Annotated in this window: 16 protein-coding genes and 5 tRNA genes; 4 read left to right on the forward strand and 17 right to left on the reverse strand. The window is 40.5% G+C overall.

Features of this window, described 5'->3' with window-relative positions; translation table 11 throughout:
* Nucleotides 1-31: 31 nt before the first annotated feature.
* From EGC86_RS05475 to EGC86_RS05535, 13 genes are all read right to left on the reverse strand, one after another.
* A tRNA-Lys gene (locus tag EGC86_RS05475) sits at nt 32-107 on the reverse strand.
* Nucleotides 108-232: 125 nt separating this feature from the next.
* Nucleotides 233-308 (reverse strand) — tRNA-Lys (locus tag EGC86_RS05480).
* 125 nt (nt 309-433) lie between these two features.
* Nucleotides 434-509, reverse strand: a tRNA-Lys gene (locus EGC86_RS05485).
* Nucleotides 510-634: 125 nt separating this feature from the next.
* Nucleotides 635-710, reverse strand: a tRNA-Lys gene (locus EGC86_RS05490).
* A 43-nt stretch (nt 711-753) separates the two neighbouring features.
* Nucleotides 754-829, reverse strand: a tRNA-Lys gene (locus EGC86_RS05495).
* Between the two features lie 274 nt (nt 830-1,103).
* Entirely contained in the window at nt 1,104-1,841 is a 738-nt protein-coding gene (gene ybgF / locus EGC86_RS05500) for a tol-pal system protein YbgF (protein ID WP_011636937.1), read from the reverse strand.
* Nucleotides 1,842-1,896: 55 nt separating this feature from the next.
* Entirely contained in the window at nt 1,897-2,433 is a 537-nt protein-coding gene (pal, locus tag EGC86_RS05505; RefSeq protein ID WP_011636936.1) for a peptidoglycan-associated lipoprotein Pal, read from the reverse strand.
* Nucleotides 2,434-2,456: 23 nt separating this feature from the next.
* Nucleotides 2,457-3,791 carry a Tol-Pal system beta propeller repeat protein TolB gene (gene tolB / locus EGC86_RS05510; RefSeq protein WP_123776893.1) on the reverse strand — a complete coding sequence of 445 codons (1,335 nt, stop codon included), beginning with the start codon at nt 3,789-3,791 and terminating at the stop codon, nt 2,457-2,459.
* A 43-nt stretch (nt 3,792-3,834) separates the two neighbouring features.
* Nucleotides 3,835-4,797: a cell envelope integrity protein TolA gene (gene tolA, locus EGC86_RS05515; protein WP_123776894.1), complete on the reverse strand. Its 963-nt coding sequence runs from the start codon at nt 4,795-4,797 to the stop codon at nt 3,835-3,837.
* Nucleotides 4,798-5,226: a protein TolR gene (gene tolR / locus EGC86_RS05520; RefSeq protein ID WP_101086784.1), complete on the reverse strand. Its 429-nt coding sequence runs from the start codon at nt 5,224-5,226 to the stop codon at nt 4,798-4,800. It abuts the gene before it with no gap.
* Entirely contained in the window at nt 5,226-5,915 is a 690-nt protein-coding gene (gene tolQ / locus EGC86_RS05525; RefSeq protein ID WP_101086783.1) for a protein TolQ, read from the reverse strand. The genes tolR and tolQ overlap by 1 nt, the downstream gene beginning before the upstream one ends.
* Entirely contained in the window at nt 5,905-6,306 is a 402-nt protein-coding gene (gene ybgC / locus EGC86_RS05530) for a tol-pal system-associated acyl-CoA thioesterase (protein ID WP_086019746.1), read from the reverse strand. Before ybgC ends, tolQ begins: the two co-directional genes overlap by 11 nt.
* 1,330 nt (nt 6,307-7,636) lie before the next feature.
* On the reverse strand, nt 7,637-8,506 hold the full coding sequence (locus EGC86_RS05535; protein WP_059745505.1) for a flagellar protein MotY: 870 nt from the start codon (nt 8,504-8,506) through the stop codon (nt 7,637-7,639).
* Between the two features lie 187 nt (nt 8,507-8,693).
* On the opposite strand from EGC86_RS05535, the gene rnt reads away from it, so the two are divergent.
* Nucleotides 8,694-9,359 carry a ribonuclease T gene (rnt, locus tag EGC86_RS05540; protein WP_011636929.1) on the forward strand — a complete coding sequence of 222 codons (666 nt, stop codon included), beginning with the start codon at nt 8,694-8,696 and terminating at the stop codon, nt 9,357-9,359.
* 125 nt (nt 9,360-9,484) lie between these two features.
* Here the strand turns inward: rnt and EGC86_RS05545 are convergent, their stop codons facing one another.
* Complete coding sequence (locus tag EGC86_RS05545) at nt 9,485-10,090, reverse strand: peroxiredoxin (RefSeq protein WP_011636928.1); 606 nt, start codon at nt 10,088-10,090, stop codon at nt 9,485-9,487.
* A 389-nt stretch (nt 10,091-10,479) separates the two neighbouring features.
* Between EGC86_RS05545 and EGC86_RS05550 the strand changes: the two genes are divergently transcribed.
* Nucleotides 10,480-11,802 (forward strand): Na+/H+ antiporter family protein, encoded by a 1,323-nt coding sequence (locus EGC86_RS05550; protein ID WP_123776895.1) that lies wholly within the window; start codon nt 10,480-10,482, stop codon nt 11,800-11,802.
* 132 nt (nt 11,803-11,934) lie between these two features.
* Here EGC86_RS05550 and upp read toward each other — a convergent pair whose 3' ends face one another.
* Nucleotides 11,935-12,561: a uracil phosphoribosyltransferase gene (upp, locus tag EGC86_RS05555; RefSeq protein ID WP_011636926.1), complete on the reverse strand. Its 627-nt coding sequence runs from the start codon at nt 12,559-12,561 to the stop codon at nt 11,935-11,937.
* Nucleotides 12,562-12,802: 241 nt separating this feature from the next.
* Between upp and purM the strand changes: the two genes are divergently transcribed.
* Together purM and purN are read left to right on the forward strand one after the other, a co-directional pair.
* The gene (gene purM, locus EGC86_RS05560; protein WP_123776896.1) at nt 12,803-13,840 is read left to right on the forward strand and encodes a phosphoribosylformylglycinamidine cyclo-ligase; all 1,038 of its coding nucleotides are present in this window, start codon (nt 12,803-12,805) and stop codon (nt 13,838-13,840) included.
* The gene (purN, locus tag EGC86_RS05565; RefSeq protein ID WP_011636924.1) at nt 13,840-14,484 is read left to right on the forward strand and encodes a phosphoribosylglycinamide formyltransferase; all 645 of its coding nucleotides are present in this window, start codon (nt 13,840-13,842) and stop codon (nt 14,482-14,484) included. The genes purM and purN overlap by 1 nt, the downstream gene beginning before the upstream one ends.
* Nucleotides 14,485-14,542: 58 nt before the next feature.
* On the opposite strand, the gene EGC86_RS05570 is transcribed toward purN, so the two are convergent.
* On the reverse strand, nt 14,543-15,868 hold the full coding sequence (locus EGC86_RS05570) for an IS4 family transposase (protein ID WP_123776897.1): 1,326 nt from the start codon (nt 15,866-15,868) through the stop codon (nt 14,543-14,545).
* Nucleotides 15,869-16,020: 152 nt separating this feature from the next.
* Nucleotides 16,021-16,998, reverse strand: coding sequence for an HTH-type transcriptional regulator CysB (gene cysB, locus EGC86_RS05575; protein WP_011636923.1), 978 nt, complete (start codon nt 16,996-16,998; stop codon nt 16,021-16,023).
* Between the last annotated feature and the right edge of the window lie 183 nt (nt 16,999-17,181).

Raw genomic sequence — 17,181 nt, forward strand, 5'->3', positions numbered from 1 at the left:
CCTTTAAATTCTTTAACCACGATTTAAAAAGTGGTGGGTCGTGAAGGATTCGAACCTTCGACCAATTGGTTAAAAGCCAACTGCTCTACCAACTGAGCTAACGACCCATCTTGGTTTTGCAAGAACTAATATTCTTACTGGAACAAAAGCCAACTGTCTCTATTTCAAGACCAACTGAGCTAACGACCCATCTTGGTGTAACCTTTAAATTCTTTAACCACGATTTAAAAAGTGGTGGGTCGTGAAGGATTCGAACCTTCGACCAATTGGTTAAAAGCCAACTGCTCTACCAACTGAGCTAACGACCCATCTTGGTTTTGCAAGAACTGATATTCTTACTGGAACAAAAGCCAACTGTCTCTATTTCAAGACCAACTGAGCTAACGACCCATCTTGGTGTAACCTTTAAATTCTTTAACCACGACTTAAAAAGTGGTGGGTCGTGAAGGATTCGAACCTTCGACCAATTGGTTAAAAGCCAACTGCTCTACCAACTGAGCTAACGACCCATCTTGGTTTTGCAAGAACTGATATTCTTACTGGAACAAAAGCCAACTGTCTCTATTTCAAGACCAACTGAGCTAACGACCCATCTTGGTGTAACCTTTAAATCCTTTAACCACGACTTAAAAAGTGGTGGGTCGTGAAGGATTCGAACCTTCGACCAATTGGTTAAAAGCCAACTGCTCTACCAACTGAGCTAACGACCCATCTTGGTGTAACCTTTAAATTCTTTAGCCACGATTTAAAAAGTGGTGGGTCGTGAAGGATTCGAACCTTCGACCAATTGGTTAAAAGCCAACTGCTCTACCAACTGAGCTAACGACCCATCTTGGTTTTGCAAGAACTGATATTCTTACTGGAACATACCTAACTGCTATATTTCAAGACTTGTTAAATTAACATCCCATTTTGTTGATTGTTAATAATAACTCATATCACAGTAACTGTAGACTAAGTTAGTATCACCTCAACACACCCCAGAAGGCTCTGCCGTTCTGAGGGCGCCTATAATACCTTTTTCAATTTCTCATGCAAGCGCAAATTTATAATTTCTTGTTGTTTGCATGAAAAACAGACTAAGAGGCTGTTTTTTGGCTTAATTAGCCTTTCAATGCTGATAATTGTTGTTGTGCAAGGCGTGCGGAGGCACTATCTGCGTACTCTTTTAGAACTTTGTTATACAAAGCTCTTGCACCGGCAGAATCATTTTCTTTTTCTGCAATCATGCCAAGCTTAACTAAACTATCGCCACGCTTATTTGAATCTGCAAATTTACTGACAACAGTACTAAATGCTTGTTTCGCATCATTGTACTCGCTTTTGTTGTACAACAACTGGCCTAACCAATAGTTTGCATTAGCTGCATAATTAGAGTCTGGGTATGTCGATATAAAACTACGAAAAGCAGGAATGGCTTCATCGTACTTACGTTCTTTAAGGACCAAGTTCACAGCGGCCTCATAGCTTCCTGTCTCGCCCAACGTTGAACTGGCTGCGGCAACCGTAGTGGCATCAGCTTGAACTGGTGCTGCTGGGGTTGATGACTTAGCAGTAAGATTAGCAATTTCCTCGTACAGCTGTCGTTGACGCTGTAACATCTGATTCATTTGATAATTTTGTTGCTCAGTAATGCCTCTTAAATCCAACACTTCATTTTGCAATGCATCCATACGACGCTGCATGTCGAATTCGCCTTGTTGCTTTGCTTTAATGATGCGCTCTAATCTTGAAATTCTGTCATCATTTGAACCACCAGATGCATCCGAAACCGGTGCTGGTGCAGCAAAAGCCGTTGCCGTTGTAAAGAACATCGCCGCAACTAATATGGCTAGTTTCATTTTTATCTCCTAAAAAAGGCCAACCGATAACGGTTGGCCTTGCACTTTTTACGCTTTAGTAAACTAACACACCACGACGGTTTTTAGCAAAACCAGTATCGTTGCGTGAATAATCTAATGGCTTTTCTTCGCCGTAGCTCACGATGCTCATTTGGCTAGGTTGTACACCCATACCTTGTAAATACTTAGCAATCGCTTTAGCACGACGTTCGCCTAGTGCGATGTTGTATTCTGGCGTACCACGTTCATCAGCATGACCTTCAATCAATACTCGAACATTTGGATGCTCAACTAAATAGTTACCATGAGCTTGAATGATCTCAGCATTTTCACTTTGAACTTCACTGCGGTCAAAGTCGAAGTAAATGATATTTTGACGACGTAATTCTTGTTCTTTTAAACGCTGCTGTTCTGCAGAGCTTAGTACAGGAGCTACACCGCCAGTTTCAATACCACCATTACCGTATTCACTACCAGTACCACTCATAGAACCGTTAGCGTCAGTTTCAGAGTCTGAAGTTGAGCTACAGGCACCCAGTGCCATAAGCGGAACTGCAACCAACATAGCTTTAAACAACTTATTCAGATCCATTTTAAATCCTTATCAATATCTATTTAGAGAAACGGAGACCATGCGGGTGACTTCACCTCGCCCTGGCCGACAGGCAATCTTGCTTTAAATCTGCCGTCCATAGAAACAGCAGCTAACACTTGTTTACCTTGATGGGTTGTACCGTAGATAACCATAGTGCCATTTGGAGCAACACTTGGTGATTCATCAAGTTGAGTTGATGAAAGCACCTGCATAAAGCGTGTTGCAAGATCCATTCTAGCAATATGGAATTTACCGTTAGTACGGTTTACAAAAATCATACTACGACCATCTGGGCTAATTGAACCGCCGAGGTTCCATTCACCTTCAAAAGTCATACGCGAGACTTTATTTGTATCTAAACTTACGCGATATAACTGTGGTTTCCCACCACGTTCAGAGGTAAATAAAATTGATTTACCGTCTGGGAACCAAGATGGTTCTGTATCAATTGCGTAATGCTCTGTAATACGTCGAGTTGCTTTAGTCGCAATATCGACGACATAAATTTCTGGTTGGCCATCTTTTGACAGTGTAACAGCTAATTTTTTCCCATCAGGAGAAAATGCTGGTGCACCATTAATACCGTCAAAACTACTCACTAACGTACGAGTTTGGCTGTAAATGTCTTGAACAAAGATTTCAGCTTTTCTATTTTCAAAACTCACATAAGCTAAACGACGACCATCAGGAGACCACGTTGGTGACATCAATGGCTCTGGTGAACGTAGTAACATTTGTTCATTGTAGCCATCGTAATCCGCAATCATTAGATGGTAAGGTGCTTTTTGACCTTGTTTAACCACAACATATGCAATACGGGTTAAAAATGCACCACGAATACCGGTGAGCTTTTCATACACAATATCACTGATACGGTGGCTGTACTGTCTAAATTGGTTTGCACTAATAACCGTTTCACGGCTTTCAAGTAATAACTCATTGTTATTCTGAGGCCCTTTACCCGCTTGAAGTTGTGCTTTGACTAAATCAATCAGCTCAAAACTCACTAAATATTGATCGGCGCCATATGGCTTAACCGTACCAACCACAAGCGCTTCCGCTTCTACATTAGCCCAATTTTGAGCAGTAAATCCATTTACAGACGAAATAGTTGATTGTGGCAATGCACGCACATCAAGTGTCTTAAATGTACCACTGCGAGACAAATCAGATGCTACCACATCAGAAATAGATGCAGGAGCTGGAGCTGGACCTTGACCTTGCCATACAAAAGGTACAACAGCAATCGGTCTTGCTGCATCAACCCCTTCTGTAATCACAATATCTAACGCTGCGCGAGCGGGTGTAGTTAACACTATTAATACCAGTGTTAGCCATTTAGCCAAATTATTCATGCGACTCCTTTTAACTCCATTCCATCATTAAATACGATTGATATTAATTAAATTCCGGTGAAACGGTTAAATTAATTTCTTTTAATTGCTGATAAACAGCCGGTTCAGGCGATACTGGTAACCGTCCCGCTTTATTTATCGACGCTTTGGCGGCTCGACAAACTACCTGATCACCATCTAACGTTTGGCTTGTTGTGACAAAACCATCTGACGCTAGACGAATAAAGACCCTGCAGCTTTTCCCACGCATTGACTCATCAACAACTAAATTTCGTTGAATAGTGGCAATAATCATGGCTTTATACTTATCAACTTCTGACAACACTTGCTTGTTACGTGTTTTAGAAAGTGAGTCTTGTTCAGCAGCCATTGCCTCTGCCATTTCACGTTCTTGACGCGCTTTAGTATCTGCTTCAGCTTTACGTTTACGCTCAGCATCTTCTTTACGTTTACGTTCGTCATCAGCGCGTTGACGTTCTTCTTGAGCTTTTTTCGCAGCGGCTTCTTCTTGCTTACGTTTTTCAGCGGCTTTCTTAGCTGCGTCTTCAGAAGCTTTTTGCTCTTGTTCTTTTTGCTTGCGTACTACTTCAGCTTTATCTGCTCGCTCTTTTTCTAGCACTTGCTTTGCCTGAGCGGCTTTAGCAGCATCATTAGCCTTTTGAGTTTCCTGCTCTTTTTGTTTACGCTGGATCTCTAAAGTTTTAATTTTTTCTTGTTCACGTTCACGTTCACGGCGAGCTTCTGATGCTTTACGTTCTAGTTCTGCTTGACGGGCTTTTTCTTGCTTATCCACATCTTGCTTTTGTTTCTTTAATTGCTCAACTCTGTCATTCACTTTCTGTTGATCTATTACAATAGCTTGAACGGCAGGTGCACTTGCTGCTGCCGTTTGCATTTGCTTGGGCTTATCATCAAAACTAATGCCTAAAGCAAGAATGACGATAAATCCAATATGAATACCAGCAGAAATAGAAACTGGTACGGTTAAATCTGAATTTCCAGCCACCTATTTCTCCTTTGGTGAATCGGTCATTAGCCCTACGGCAGGCACACCAGCACCTTGCAAGCTAATCATTAATTGAATAACGCTTTCATAAGGTATCGTGCGGTCCGCTTTTACAACCACTGGCCTTAACGGTTCAAGTTGGATTAATGCTCCAACTTCAGTTGATACTTGCTCTAAGTCCATAACTTCAGAGTTAGAACTACTGCCGATATTCAAAAAATATTGTCCCTCTGCGTCAATCGATGCAACGATAGGAGGCTTACTATCAGGTGGCAACGACTCCGCATTACCTTGAGGCAATTCTACTTTGACTCCTTGCGATACAATAGGCGCTGTCACCATAAAAATAATCAACAACACCAACATCACGTCGATGTAAGGTACCACGTTGATTTCTGCAACTGGACGACGACGTTTACGCTGATACATTAAACAGCTTCCTTCTCGCTATACGCTTGACGTTGCAATATGTTGGAGAATTCTTCCATAAAGTTAGCATAACTCATTTCAATTTTATCAACTTGCGTTGTAAAACGGTTATAACCAATAACGGCAGGTATTGCAGCAAACAAGCCCATTGCAGTTGCAATCAATGCTTCTGCAATACCAGGTGCAACCATTGCCAATGTGGCATTTTCTACCGCGCCCAGTGCAATAAAGGAATTCATAATCCCCCATACCGTCCCAAACAAACCAATGTATGGGCTGGTAGAACCAATCGTTGCCAATAGCGGCAAATGGTTTTCAAGCTTTTCCATTTCTCGCGACAAACTCACTCGCATTGCTCGAGAAGTTCCATCCATAACAGCTTCAGGTGCTTTACTGTTTACTTTGCTCAAACGAGTATATTCTTTAAAACCTGCCACAAACATCGATTCTAAACCAGAGATAGCACTACCACGTGCTATTAATTCTTTGTAAAGACGGTTTAAATCAACACCTGACCAAAACGTTTCTTCAAAACGTAATGACTTAACTCTTGCAGAGCCTAATAATTTGTTGCGTTGAATGATCACTGCCCATGAGGCAATCGATAATGCCAACAAGGTCAGCATAACTAACTTTACCAACACACTGGCTTCTAAAAACAAACCAATAAATGAAATTTCAGCGTGCACTGTCAAACTCCTGAACAATATTTAGGGGAATAGCGCGGGGACGCATACGTGATAAAGATATACACGCGACAACTACTGTCGCTTCACAATAGCAATCACCTTGATGATCAACTAGCCGCTGGTGAAACACCAACGACACTTTTTTTAATTCTATAACTTTTGATTCAACCACAAAATCCTGTTCAAATTTTGCAGCTTTACGAAAATCTAATTCTGCATGTTTGACGACAAAAGCAATATCTTCTGACAACAGTTCAGCTTGGCGAACACCCATTGATTTTAACCATTGCGTTCGGGCTCGTTCAAAAAATTTTAAGTAATTAGAATGGTACACAACACCACCGGCATCGGTATCTTCGTAATAGACTGAAATAGGCCAAACAAACATAATCTGAACATCAATTTTTAGGTTGTAAAAGTTGGCTTACTATACCGAGTACCAACACGCTTGTGAATATTGTACCGAGGGAAAAGTAGACTTTATTTTGCTCAAAATGCGCTAAAACACACGAAAAACCTCAGGAACTGTAAGAGATGAAGCTTTATTAATGTATTTATCAAAAAATTAACAATTTGTTAAACAAAACATGCAATATAGGCATAGTCATTTATTGGCTGAAAAAGCCTATGTTTAGCCGCTTAAAAAGCTAAATACACAAAAAAGACAACAACAAGATGGCAGCATCATCGCACACTCTGAAAAATGTAAACGTGAATAAAAGTTAAGCCAACAACATTCTGCGTTTTGTTTCCAGTCAATACACTATCAACGGCTCTACCAATAACGTTGCCTTATTTGTCTTGCTGACTATTTGGGATTAACTAAACCTCACGAAGAGACAGCCTTAACATTCCAACTTAATATGAGTAATTCCCACATATCTAACATTGTTTAGGATTATATTTAGCATATTTAAATCAAGAAGCATGCTTTGTCACATGATGAGATATAGACTATTTGTTAAATATTTTGACCGCTGCATTAACTAATCCGAATAGTTATGCAATAAATATAGGTAATAACTTAATAAAGCGCTATATAAGCCGATTAGAGTATAAATAACATCTAACAACCACATTAAACCATTAGTTTTACTAATGATAAATCGTAATTTTTCTTGTTTGTCAGATTAGTGTATACATTCTATTATGGCTTTGTTTTCAGGACACATCTGATTCAGATGTTGAAAACCAAGAACTCCAAACTGATGTAACCCAATACCTCAGTTATCCCTAGTTCTTATGCTTGACTTCCTTCCTTAGATTTGTTGATTGCAAATTATTTAGCCCACTTGGATTAAGTGGGTTTTTTTTGCCCTTTTTTTAGCATATTCATAAACCAAAATTAAAATACTAGCGAACAAATCTACAAATCTACAAATCTACAAATCTACAAATCTACAAATCAAAATATGCCACTATTGTAAATTTGAGCTATACGAATAAGAAATAGCGTAACCCTTTAAAGTGAAATGATGTCCACGCTATTGAGTTGGCTCTTAAGTAAACCACCATCCGTTTACAAATGAGTATTGTCGATTTGGCTTTTGGTATTAAAAAATATTGAATAGCAGCCAAGTGAAATGGGCATAGATGGATGAGGATAATCTAGTGATTGAGCCATTGTACTGCTTACCAGATAGATAACAGGCTCAAACAAATTATCATATCAATAAATGAGGCTACTACGCATGGTGCGCAATAAGCGATACATTATGGAATTATATAGGTTTGGTTATTTTAATCACGACCCTGCGATTCATCATACGTTCTTCTGCAAGATCATTACCTGTTACATGGCGTTTCTCACCATGACCCGATGTATGAATCCGATCTTTAGGAATACCACTAGCAATAAGAATATCTTTCACTGAATCGGCACGCTTATCTGACACCTTTTGGTTAACCGAACGTCCACCGTAACTGTCGGTGTAAGCATCAATGAGCACGAGCTCTACTTCAGGGTCAAAAGACAAATAACGCTGTATTTTCTGTAATTGCTGGCTAGAAAAACGAGTAAGCTCTACCCCGCCTTCTTGGTAATTTAACACCGTAAAAGCAATATCATCAAAACTGTATGGCAATAAATTAGCTAAGCAAGCACGAAATTCACGGTATTTACCGCCAAAATTAGCCGATGACAAACCGACGGCAATCTTGGCATTGTGATTATACCAATCAGCATAATAAAACGTGGGTTCCATTCCTTGGCTCAATTCATTCAGCATAGACCAGGCAGCTTTTTTAGGCACTTCACCATTAAACTGCTTATTGTAAGTCAGTTGAGTGATTTCTTTAGAATTGTGTCCTGGGCGCCAACTAGGGGCTCGACTAATTAATGTCGCTTTAGTCACTGCATCAGGTTTTAGCCACATGTCTAACGTGAAATGTAAATTTAACGCTTTACCGGCGTTACTGGTAAACACAGCTCGCCCATAGTCAGGAATATCATGTTCAAGACGGCATTCTATTGGATTGTTCTCGCCAATACGCCATGCAGAGTTTTCTAATGACGCAACGTAGTGCCTCAAGTCGGCATTAGCCGTTGAGCAAAGACACAAACTTGTGAGGACCATCAGTTTTCGCCACATAAAACCACCCTTTATACCCGATTACATTTGTTCTATCGGCCACAAAGTCAGTTCCTTTAGTAAACAATCATGTTTAATCGATGATAAAAACCACAATCAAACATGACACTGCGCTTGAGTTTGCGCATAATACTCGGCTTATATCATTTGCACCGATGAATGATAGCTATTGAGGATAAAAACTGTAATGACTGATATTTGCGACGCTAATAAGTTTAAACACCGATTTCGTGGTTATTTCCCTGTTGTTATCGATGTCGAAACTGCGGGTTTTAATGCCAATACCGATGCGTTGCTTGAAATTGCTGTCAGCTTATTAAAAATGAATAGTGATGGAGTCATTGTACTTGATAGAACCCTTCACTTTAATATTGAGCCTTTTGAAGGCGCAAACTTAGAACCTGCAGCATTAGCTTTTAACGGTATCGACCCCACCAATCCACTTCGTGGTGCAGTAGACGAAAAAGTCGCTTTTTTAGAGATTTTTAAAGAAGTTAAAAAAGCCCAAAAAGCAGCAGATTGTCATCGCAGTATCATTGTCGCGCACAATGCCGCTTTTGATTTAGGGTTTGTTAATAAGGCTATTGAACGAAATGGTTTAAAACGATCTCCTTTTCATCCTTTTGCTAGCTTCGATACCGCGACACTGGCAGGCCTTGCTATTGGACACACTGTATTAGCTAAAGCCTGTAAAATGGCAGGGATCGATTTCGACAATAAAGAAGCCCATTCAGCATTATATGATACCGAACGTACCGCTGAATTATTTTGCCTCATCGTTAACAGATGGAAAGCGTTGGGCGGATGGCCATTAGCGGCTGTGGAAGATGATAGCGACTCTACAAGCGAATAATGAATACTTAGCCCTTCGTTATCTCTTGCAGGCCATCAACACTTGGCTAGTTCAATAAGAAAGCATTAATGTCACCCAATAAAAAAGCTGCCGAAGCAGCTTTTTTATTGTCTCTAATTGCTAAATTATAGCTTGTCAGAGTTATCTTTTAGATATGCAGCAACACCTTCAGTGCTTGCAGTCATACCTTTTTCGCCTTTTGACCAGCCCGCTGGACAAACTTCACCGTGCTCTTCATGGAACTGAAGTGCGTCAATCATACGGATCATTTCATCAACGTTACGGCCTAGTGGTAAATCGTTAACCACTTGGTGACGAACTTGACCTTCTTTGTCTACTAAGAAAGAACCACGGAAAGCTACACCAGCTTCTGGATGCTCTACGTCATATGCTTTACAAATTTCGTGTTTAACATCAGCTACTAAAGTGTACTTAACTTGGCCAATACCACCCTTGTCGACTGGAGTGTTACGCCATGCGTTATGAGTAAACTGTGAATCAATAGAAACACCAATCACTTCAACACCACGTTTAGTGAACTCTTCCATACGGTGATCAAAAGCAATTAGCTCTGATGGACATACAAAAGTAAAATCGAGTGGGTAGAAGAAAATAACTGCAGGCTTACCTTTAATTGCGGTAGCAAGGTTAAATGTGTCAACAATTTCACCAGAACCAAGAACGGCTGCGGCTGTAAAATCTGGGGCTGGACGGCCTACTAATACGCTCATTATCTATCTCCATTTAATGGCTTAAACACTCAACAACAGTACATGTGTATCGCAAAATGGTGACCCACCAAGCAATTACCCATACTGTTGAGACTTAAATCAGTTGTATACCATACATCTAATTTAACGGACTTATAAGTTATTTCAGATGAATGTTGGTTTACTTGCTGAAAAATAAAACATCATGACTCATTAAATAATAAGTTTCAAATATGACAAAATGATTTGATGACATGATTTCATTCCTCGTTTTCTACAACCACATATTAAATGACAAGTCATTGTGAGTTAACTATCAGCAAAAATACCTAAAAAATCGATATCAGCTGGACAAATAGACTCTAGACAGTCAAGAATAGCGGCCTCACTTACTTTTAAGAAAAATGATTATGAATGCGGTTGTAATCGCGGTTTGCTTAATGTTGTTTTTAAGCTTTATTCGAATTAACGTTGTGGTCTCGTTAACCATCAGTGCAGTTGTGGCCGGTTTAGTCGGTGGATTAGATATTCATCAAACAATCGCAGCCTTTAATGATGGCCTAGGCGGCGGCGCTCAAATAGCCCTAAGCTATGCATTACTTGGTGCATTTGCAGCAGCATTGTCACATTCAGGTTTAACAACATTAATTTCTCATTCAATTATCAAAAAACTCGGTAAAGAGCCCAATAGTGGTAATACTCAAGTTGTACGTTGGTTACTATTAGTCACAATATTATTGATGGCTGTTTCATCACAAAACATTTTGCCGATTCACATCGCCTTTATTCCTATCCTTATTCCACCTTTATTGCATGTTATTTCAAAGCTAGGTATCGACCGCCGCCTTATAGCCTGTATCCTCACGTTTGGCTTGGTCACCACGTACATGATTTTACCCATCGGTTTTGGCGGTATTTTTCTCAATGACATTCTGTTGGCAAATTTAAACACTAATGGGCTAAATGCTATCGGTGAACAAATTCCTAAAGCAATGCTATTACCTGCTATGGGCATGGTTGTCGGCCTACTCACCGCAATATTTATCAGTTACCGCAAGCCTAGAGAATACATGATTGAACAACCCGTGATAAGTGACACTATTGCAACCACCATCAGTCGAAAAAGCCTTGTGATATCACTATCAGCAATTGTGGTTACTTTAATCGTTCAATTACAAACTGATTCGATGATCTTTGGTGCGTTAAGTGGTTTCATTATCTTTCGTTTCTCAGGGATCATTAAACACGAAGTGAGCAAAGACCTGTTTAACCAAGGTGTGCAAATGATGGCCAATATCGGCTTTATTATGATTGCCGCTGCGGGCTTTGCTGCTGTGGTTAAATCTACCGGGGAAGTTGGTACACTAGTGACCTCCCTAGGCGACATCATAGGTGACAACAAGGCTTTAGCCGCATTACTGATGCTAATTGTCGGCTTATTGATCACCATGGGAATTGGCTCTTCGTTCTCAACCATTCCCATTATTGCCACCATTTACGTGCCTTTAGCACTCAGTTTTGGTTTTTCTGTTGCGGCAACGATTGCGCTGGTAGGTACTGCTGCAGCGCTTGGTGATGCGGGTTCACCGGCATCGGATTCGACCCTAGGTCCAACAGCAGGTCTTAATGCCGATGGACAACATGATCATATTCGCGACAGCGTGATCCCAACGTTTATTCACTACAACATCCCACTGCTTGTTTTTGGTTGGATAGCTGCAATGGTGCTTTAACATTTAAATGATAACGACGGCTTATCAAGCTAGAAATAAAAACGGGAGCCTTACTAAAGGCTCCCGTTTTTATTGTCTCGTACATGATGTAAATCATGCCGAGCAATGGTATCAACAATTCAGTATAACGAATTATTTGGTACCGAATATCTTATCACCCGCATCACCTAAACCTGGCAAAATATAGCCTTGCTCGTTTAAGCAATCATCGATCGAAGCGGTATACAACTCAATATCAGGATGAGCTAATTCAAGTGCTTTAATGCCTTCTGGCGCGGCAACCAAAACTAACGCTTTAATTGAAGTACAACCGCGTTTTTTCAGCAGGTCGATAGTCGCAATCATTGAACCGCCAGTTGCTAACATCGGGTCAACCACTAAAGCGATACGCTCATCTACATTACTGACTATTTTTTCAAAGTAAGGTACTGGTTGTAATGTTTCTTCATCACGATAAATACCCACTACAGAAATACGCGCACTGGGTAAATGCTCAAGAACGCCATCCATCATGCCTAAACCGGCACGTAAAATAGGCACTACAGTTACTTTCTTACCTTTAAGTTGCTCAATAGTAACAGGGCCATTCCAACCTTCAATTGTCACCGTTTCAGTTTCAAAATCAGCGGTAGCTTCGTAGGTTAATAAACTGCCAACTTCAGTGGCGAGTTCACGAAATCGTTTGGTGCTGATATCCGCTTCACGCATTAAACCAACTTTATGACGAACCAGAGGATGCTTTACTTCAACGACTTTCATTTCTTTCTCCTAGATTTCTGACTATTTCAGGCAAATTTGATAAATGTTAGTCGATTTATCCTCTCTATAAAACATAAAGTTTCAAAATTGCAGTAAATCGTGACCTAAACCAATAAAAAATAGGCAATTCATCGTTTTCTTTATAGGATAAAGTAAAAACATGGCTTCCGACTAGCGGCACAAACTGGTAGAATATTGCCGCATAAAATTCCATAAAACGATGTACCCTAGAGGATCCTCCGTGACCACTCCTACCCCCCTAAGTTACAAAGACGCCGGCGTTGATATCGATGCAGGAAATGCGTTAGTAAACAACATTAAATCTGCGGTAAAACGCACTCGCCGTCCAGAAGTTATGGGCAATTTAGGTGGTTTTGGCGCATTATGCGAATTACCAACTAAATACAAACATCCTGTACTGGTTTCTGGCACAGATGGCGTTGGCACAAAATTAAGATTAGCCATTGATTACAAAAAGCATGACACCGTCGGTGTTGATTTAGTTGCTATGTGTGTCAACGATCTTATTGTTTCTGGCGCAGAACCGCTTTTCTTCCTTGATTACTACGCGACAGGTAAGCTTGATGTTGAAACAGCGACTTCAGTTGTTAGCGGCATTGCAGAAGGTTGTTTCCAATCTGGTTGCGCATTAATCGGTGGTGAAACGGCTGAAATGCCAGGCATGTACGAAGGTGAAGATTACGACCTTGCCGGATTCTGTGTTGGTGTTGTTGAAAAAGCAGACATCATTGATGGCACTAAAGTTAAAGCGGGTGACTCACTCATAGCGCTTGCTTCAAGTGGTCCTCATTCAAATGGTTACTCGTTAATCCGAAAAGTATTAGAAGTCAGCAAAGCAGACCCTCAGCAAGATCTTGCTGGAAAGCCTTTAATTGACCATTTATTAGAGCCAACAAGAATTTATGTTAAGCCTTTATTGAAACTGATTGAACAATCAGATATTCACGCTATGGCACACATTACCGGTGGTGGATTCTGGGAAAATATCCCACGAGTACTGCCTGATGATTGCAAAGCTGTAGTCAAGGGTAACTCTTGGAAATGGCCAGTAGTGTTTGATTGGCTAATGACAAACGGTAATATTGCACAGCATGAAATGTTCCTAACATTTAACTGTGGTGTAGGTATGGTTATTGCGCTACCAACAGAGAAAGTTGATGCTGCGTTAGCATTATTAACAGCTGAAGGCGAAAATGCTTGGTTGATAGGTGAAATTGCTACTCGTCAAGGTGACGAAGAGCAAGTGGAGATCATCTAATGAGTCAAAGCTGTCGAGTTGTGGTACTGATTTCCGGTAATGGCAGTAATCTTCAAGCTATTATTGATGGCTGTGACGATAACTTAAAAGCTGCCGTTGTTGGTGTGATTAGTAACAAACCGGATGCTTATGGGTTAATTCGCGCTCATCAAAGCGAGATTGATACCAGTTGTGTTATTCCTTATGCCAATGAAGTACGCAGTGATTATGATGCGCGTTTATTGAAATCAATTGAAAAATACCAACCGGATCTCATTATTCTTGCGGGTTTTATGCGAATTTTGACAGATGATTTTGTCAGTCATTTTCTAGGGAAAATGATTAACATTCATCCATCATTATTGCCTAAGTATACAGGGCTTCACACGCATCAACGGGCTATCGATGCTGGAGACAAAAAGCATGGCGCTAGCGTGCACTTTGTTATCCCTGAGCTCGATGCTGGACCAGTAATATTACAAGCTAAAGTCCCTATTTACCCAGAAGATGATGCTGAAGCATTAGCTGAGCGTGTTCATGAACAAGAACATGCCATTTATCCTCTGGTGGTAAAATGGTTCAGCTTAGGTCGTTTAGCGATGACCGATGGTAAAGCTTATTTAGATGGCGAGCTAATTGGGCCATCTGGTTACGCACCAGATTAACACCAATTACTAAGCCTTTAAATTAAACAAAAAACCTCGCAGATCCGCGTAATGCCGTTCACTTAAGGTGAGCGGCATTTTTTCTTTTTGCGACCGGATAACCATTTTTACTGACTTTTAAGCAGCGCGGGTAACTTCTTTCTCGCTTACCCTCCAACTTAAATTGCTTCGCATTCCTTTCAATATCCAAAATCAGTTTCGGCACATTTCCTGGTGCGTATAACGGCATATTAGTCAGTTTGTTAATGATATGAGAAGAAGCATCTCTAAAACTGAGTTGATTTGGAAAGACGCTTTTAAGGGATTTAGCCATCAATATCATTTTGTATCGAATTAAATTATAGGCCAATAATACTCCCCACAGCTCTTGTGTTATTAACTCCGGCAAGTTGCTTCGTAGCGTAAATCGGCTTTCTAATAAATACTGTTTCATCTCTCGATAGCCCAGCTCAATTTCCCATCGATGGGCATATAAATCCACGATTTCAGCGCTCGGATACGCCATTGGGTCAAGCATTGAACTCAGAATGCTGACTTGTTTTCCTTTCACTTGACGAGTGGTTAATCTCGCTTCTATCGTCAGTGGAAGTTCAGGCCGTTTTTTCCTCGATTGAGGTGTGGTTCTCAGCCTTACCAGTTTATCGTGCTTACCTAAGCTACGAATTTCCTCATACTGAGTGCCTTTTTTTAACGGCAGCAACCAGTGAGTTTTTTCTCTTTTTGACTGCCAATCGTGTAATAAACCTAACGAGTAAAAACCTTTATCAAACAAGGTTAAGCTATTATCAGGCACGCGAGCGATAAGCTTAGCGGCTAAGTTCATTTCATTTTCAGCAACACTGTCAAAGGCGCTATCCACAAGTAAATGGCTACTGAGCTCCATCATGCAAACCATGCGGACTTGCGGATAACCAGACTCACAAGCCTTGTTTGCTGTACGCGCAAACGCAGCACTGTTTTCTTTGGTTTCAGGTGTGCGCCATACTACGCCATCAACGCCAAAAAGATTCAAACCACACCAATGTGGATGTTCAGTCCGTTGATGCCACGCGGCAGCTGAACGATGAAATATATCGCGAACCACATCACTACCGAGCTTTTTTCTCGCCTGTGTTACGGCACTTCGAGCGACATAATCAACCTCTTGTGGCAACACAATATCAAGCTTATTAATCAATTGACGAACAGATTCCGTCCGAAATAAAGACATGCCTATAACAGCCCAAACCATCGCGTCCATGGGTAATTTACGTCGTCTTAATGTCGCCACGCCATTTGAATCAAGGCAAGATTGAATAATATCGGGCTCTAGAACATCAGCGAGAGATGAAAACTCAGTTAGGCGATTAATTGAGGTGCGAGCAAGGGCTTCTGAAAGTTCCATAAAAAAATCCGATAATAAAGATTATCGGATTTTCGCAGACTAGAAAGATCGGTCAACCGATCAGTTAAATTTTCTCGTTTTACCGCTTAACTGATCGGCATTACGCAGATCCGCGAGGTTTTTTATGTAATAAGCATTATCGTTATAGGGTACTAACGTACTGGTAATGTCATGTCGGCAAACATTTCATCAATCAATTGCTGATCTCGAAGCGCGACAGCTTTTTCTACTACATCGCGAGTTAAGTGCGGTGCAAAATGTCGCATAAAGTCATACATGTAACTGCGTAAAAAGCTACCACGTCTAAAGCCGATTTTGGTTGTACTATGAGCAAACAGATGGCTTGCATCAATCGCCACTAAATCTTTATCAACAGCCGGATCGATTGCCATAGAAGCAATAACCCCTACCCCTAATCCTAAACGTACATAGGTTTTAAGTACATCAGCACTGGTTGCACTAAACACCACTCGAGGATCAAGATCTGCACGCTTAAATGACTTTTCAATTTCAGAGGCTTTATCAAAACCAAACACATAAGTTACTAGCGGAAACTTAGCCAAATCTTCAATGCTAATTTTTGTCGATTGAGTCGCGAGTGGATGGTCACGGGTCACAACAATTGAGCGATTCCAATGATAACAAGGCAACATAATTAAATCGGTATACAAGTGCATAGCTTCGGTTGCAATGGCAAAATCAGCATCACCTCTAGCGGCTTGTTCACTAATTTGTGACGGCGTGCCTTGGTGCATATGCAGATTGACTTTGGGATATCGCTTAATGAACTCTTTAATAATTTGTGGCAAAGCATATCGAGCCTGAGTATCAGTGGTGGTAATATTTAAATCCCCCTGATTAGGCTGAGTATATTCTTCAGACACCTTTTTAATGCTATCGACCTTTCCAAGTATATCATTTGCAATATCAATAACTTGCTGCCCAGCAGGAGTTACGTGAGTCAAGTGTTTACCACTTCGACCAAATATTTGAATACCTAATTCATCTTCTAGCATTCTAACTTGCTTACTAATGCCGGGTTGTGAGGTATAGAGGTTCTCAGCCGTTGATGACACATTTAGGTTGTGTTTTACAACCTCTGCAATATATCTAAGTTGTTGCAGCTTCATGGTTTTATCCTTGATTTAACCAACACTCATCAGCAAAATATGCAAACAAGAACAAATCGGTCGTTGTTTTACATGTGAAGAACAAACGTTCAACTATAATAAAACGTTATATGACAATTGAAATGTAATATAAATAGTAATAACGAGCAAGCAAAAATCACTCGTTACTTAATTGACTTAGCT

The sequence above is a fragment of the Shewanella frigidimarina genome, from assembly GCF_003797125.1.
Classification (GTDB): domain Bacteria; phylum Pseudomonadota; class Gammaproteobacteria; order Enterobacterales; family Shewanellaceae; genus Shewanella; species Shewanella frigidimarina.

What these genes read in the sequence shown, in the direction of transcription:
- ybgF (WP_011636937.1), bottom strand. Translation starts at nt 1,841, where the DNA reads ATGAAACTAGCCATATTAGTTGCGGCGATGTTCTTTACAACGGCAACG.
- pal (WP_011636936.1), bottom strand. Translation starts at nt 2,433, where the DNA reads ATGGATCTGAATAAGTTGTTTAAAGCTATGTTGGTTGCAGTTCCGCTT.
- tolB (WP_123776893.1), bottom strand. Translation starts at nt 3,791, where the DNA reads ATGAATAATTTGGCTAAATGGCTAACACTGGTATTAATAGTGTTAACT.
- tolR (WP_101086784.1), bottom strand. Translation starts at nt 5,226, where the DNA reads ATGTATCAGCGTAAACGTCGTCGTCCAGTTGCAGAAATCAACGTGGTA.
- EGC86_RS05535 (WP_059745505.1), bottom strand. Translation starts at nt 8,506, where the DNA reads ATGTGGCGAAAACTGATGGTCCTCACAAGTTTGTGTCTTTGCTCAACG.
- rnt (WP_011636929.1), top strand. Translation starts at nt 8,694, where the DNA reads ATGACTGATATTTGCGACGCTAATAAGTTTAAACACCGATTTCGTGGT.
- EGC86_RS05545 (WP_011636928.1), bottom strand. Translation starts at nt 10,090, where the DNA reads ATGAGCGTATTAGTAGGCCGTCCAGCCCCAGATTTTACAGCCGCAGCC.
- EGC86_RS05550 (WP_123776895.1), top strand. Translation starts at nt 10,480, where the DNA reads ATGAATGCGGTTGTAATCGCGGTTTGCTTAATGTTGTTTTTAAGCTTT.
- upp (WP_011636926.1), bottom strand. Translation starts at nt 12,561, where the DNA reads ATGAAAGTCGTTGAAGTAAAGCATCCTCTGGTTCGTCATAAAGTTGGT.
- purN (WP_011636924.1), top strand. Translation starts at nt 13,840, where the DNA reads ATGAGTCAAAGCTGTCGAGTTGTGGTACTGATTTCCGGTAATGGCAGT.
- EGC86_RS05570 (WP_123776897.1), bottom strand. Translation starts at nt 15,868, where the DNA reads ATGGAACTTTCAGAAGCCCTTGCTCGCACCTCAATTAATCGCCTAACT.
- cysB (WP_011636923.1), bottom strand. Translation starts at nt 16,998, where the DNA reads ATGAAGCTGCAACAACTTAGATATATTGCAGAGGTTGTAAAACACAAC.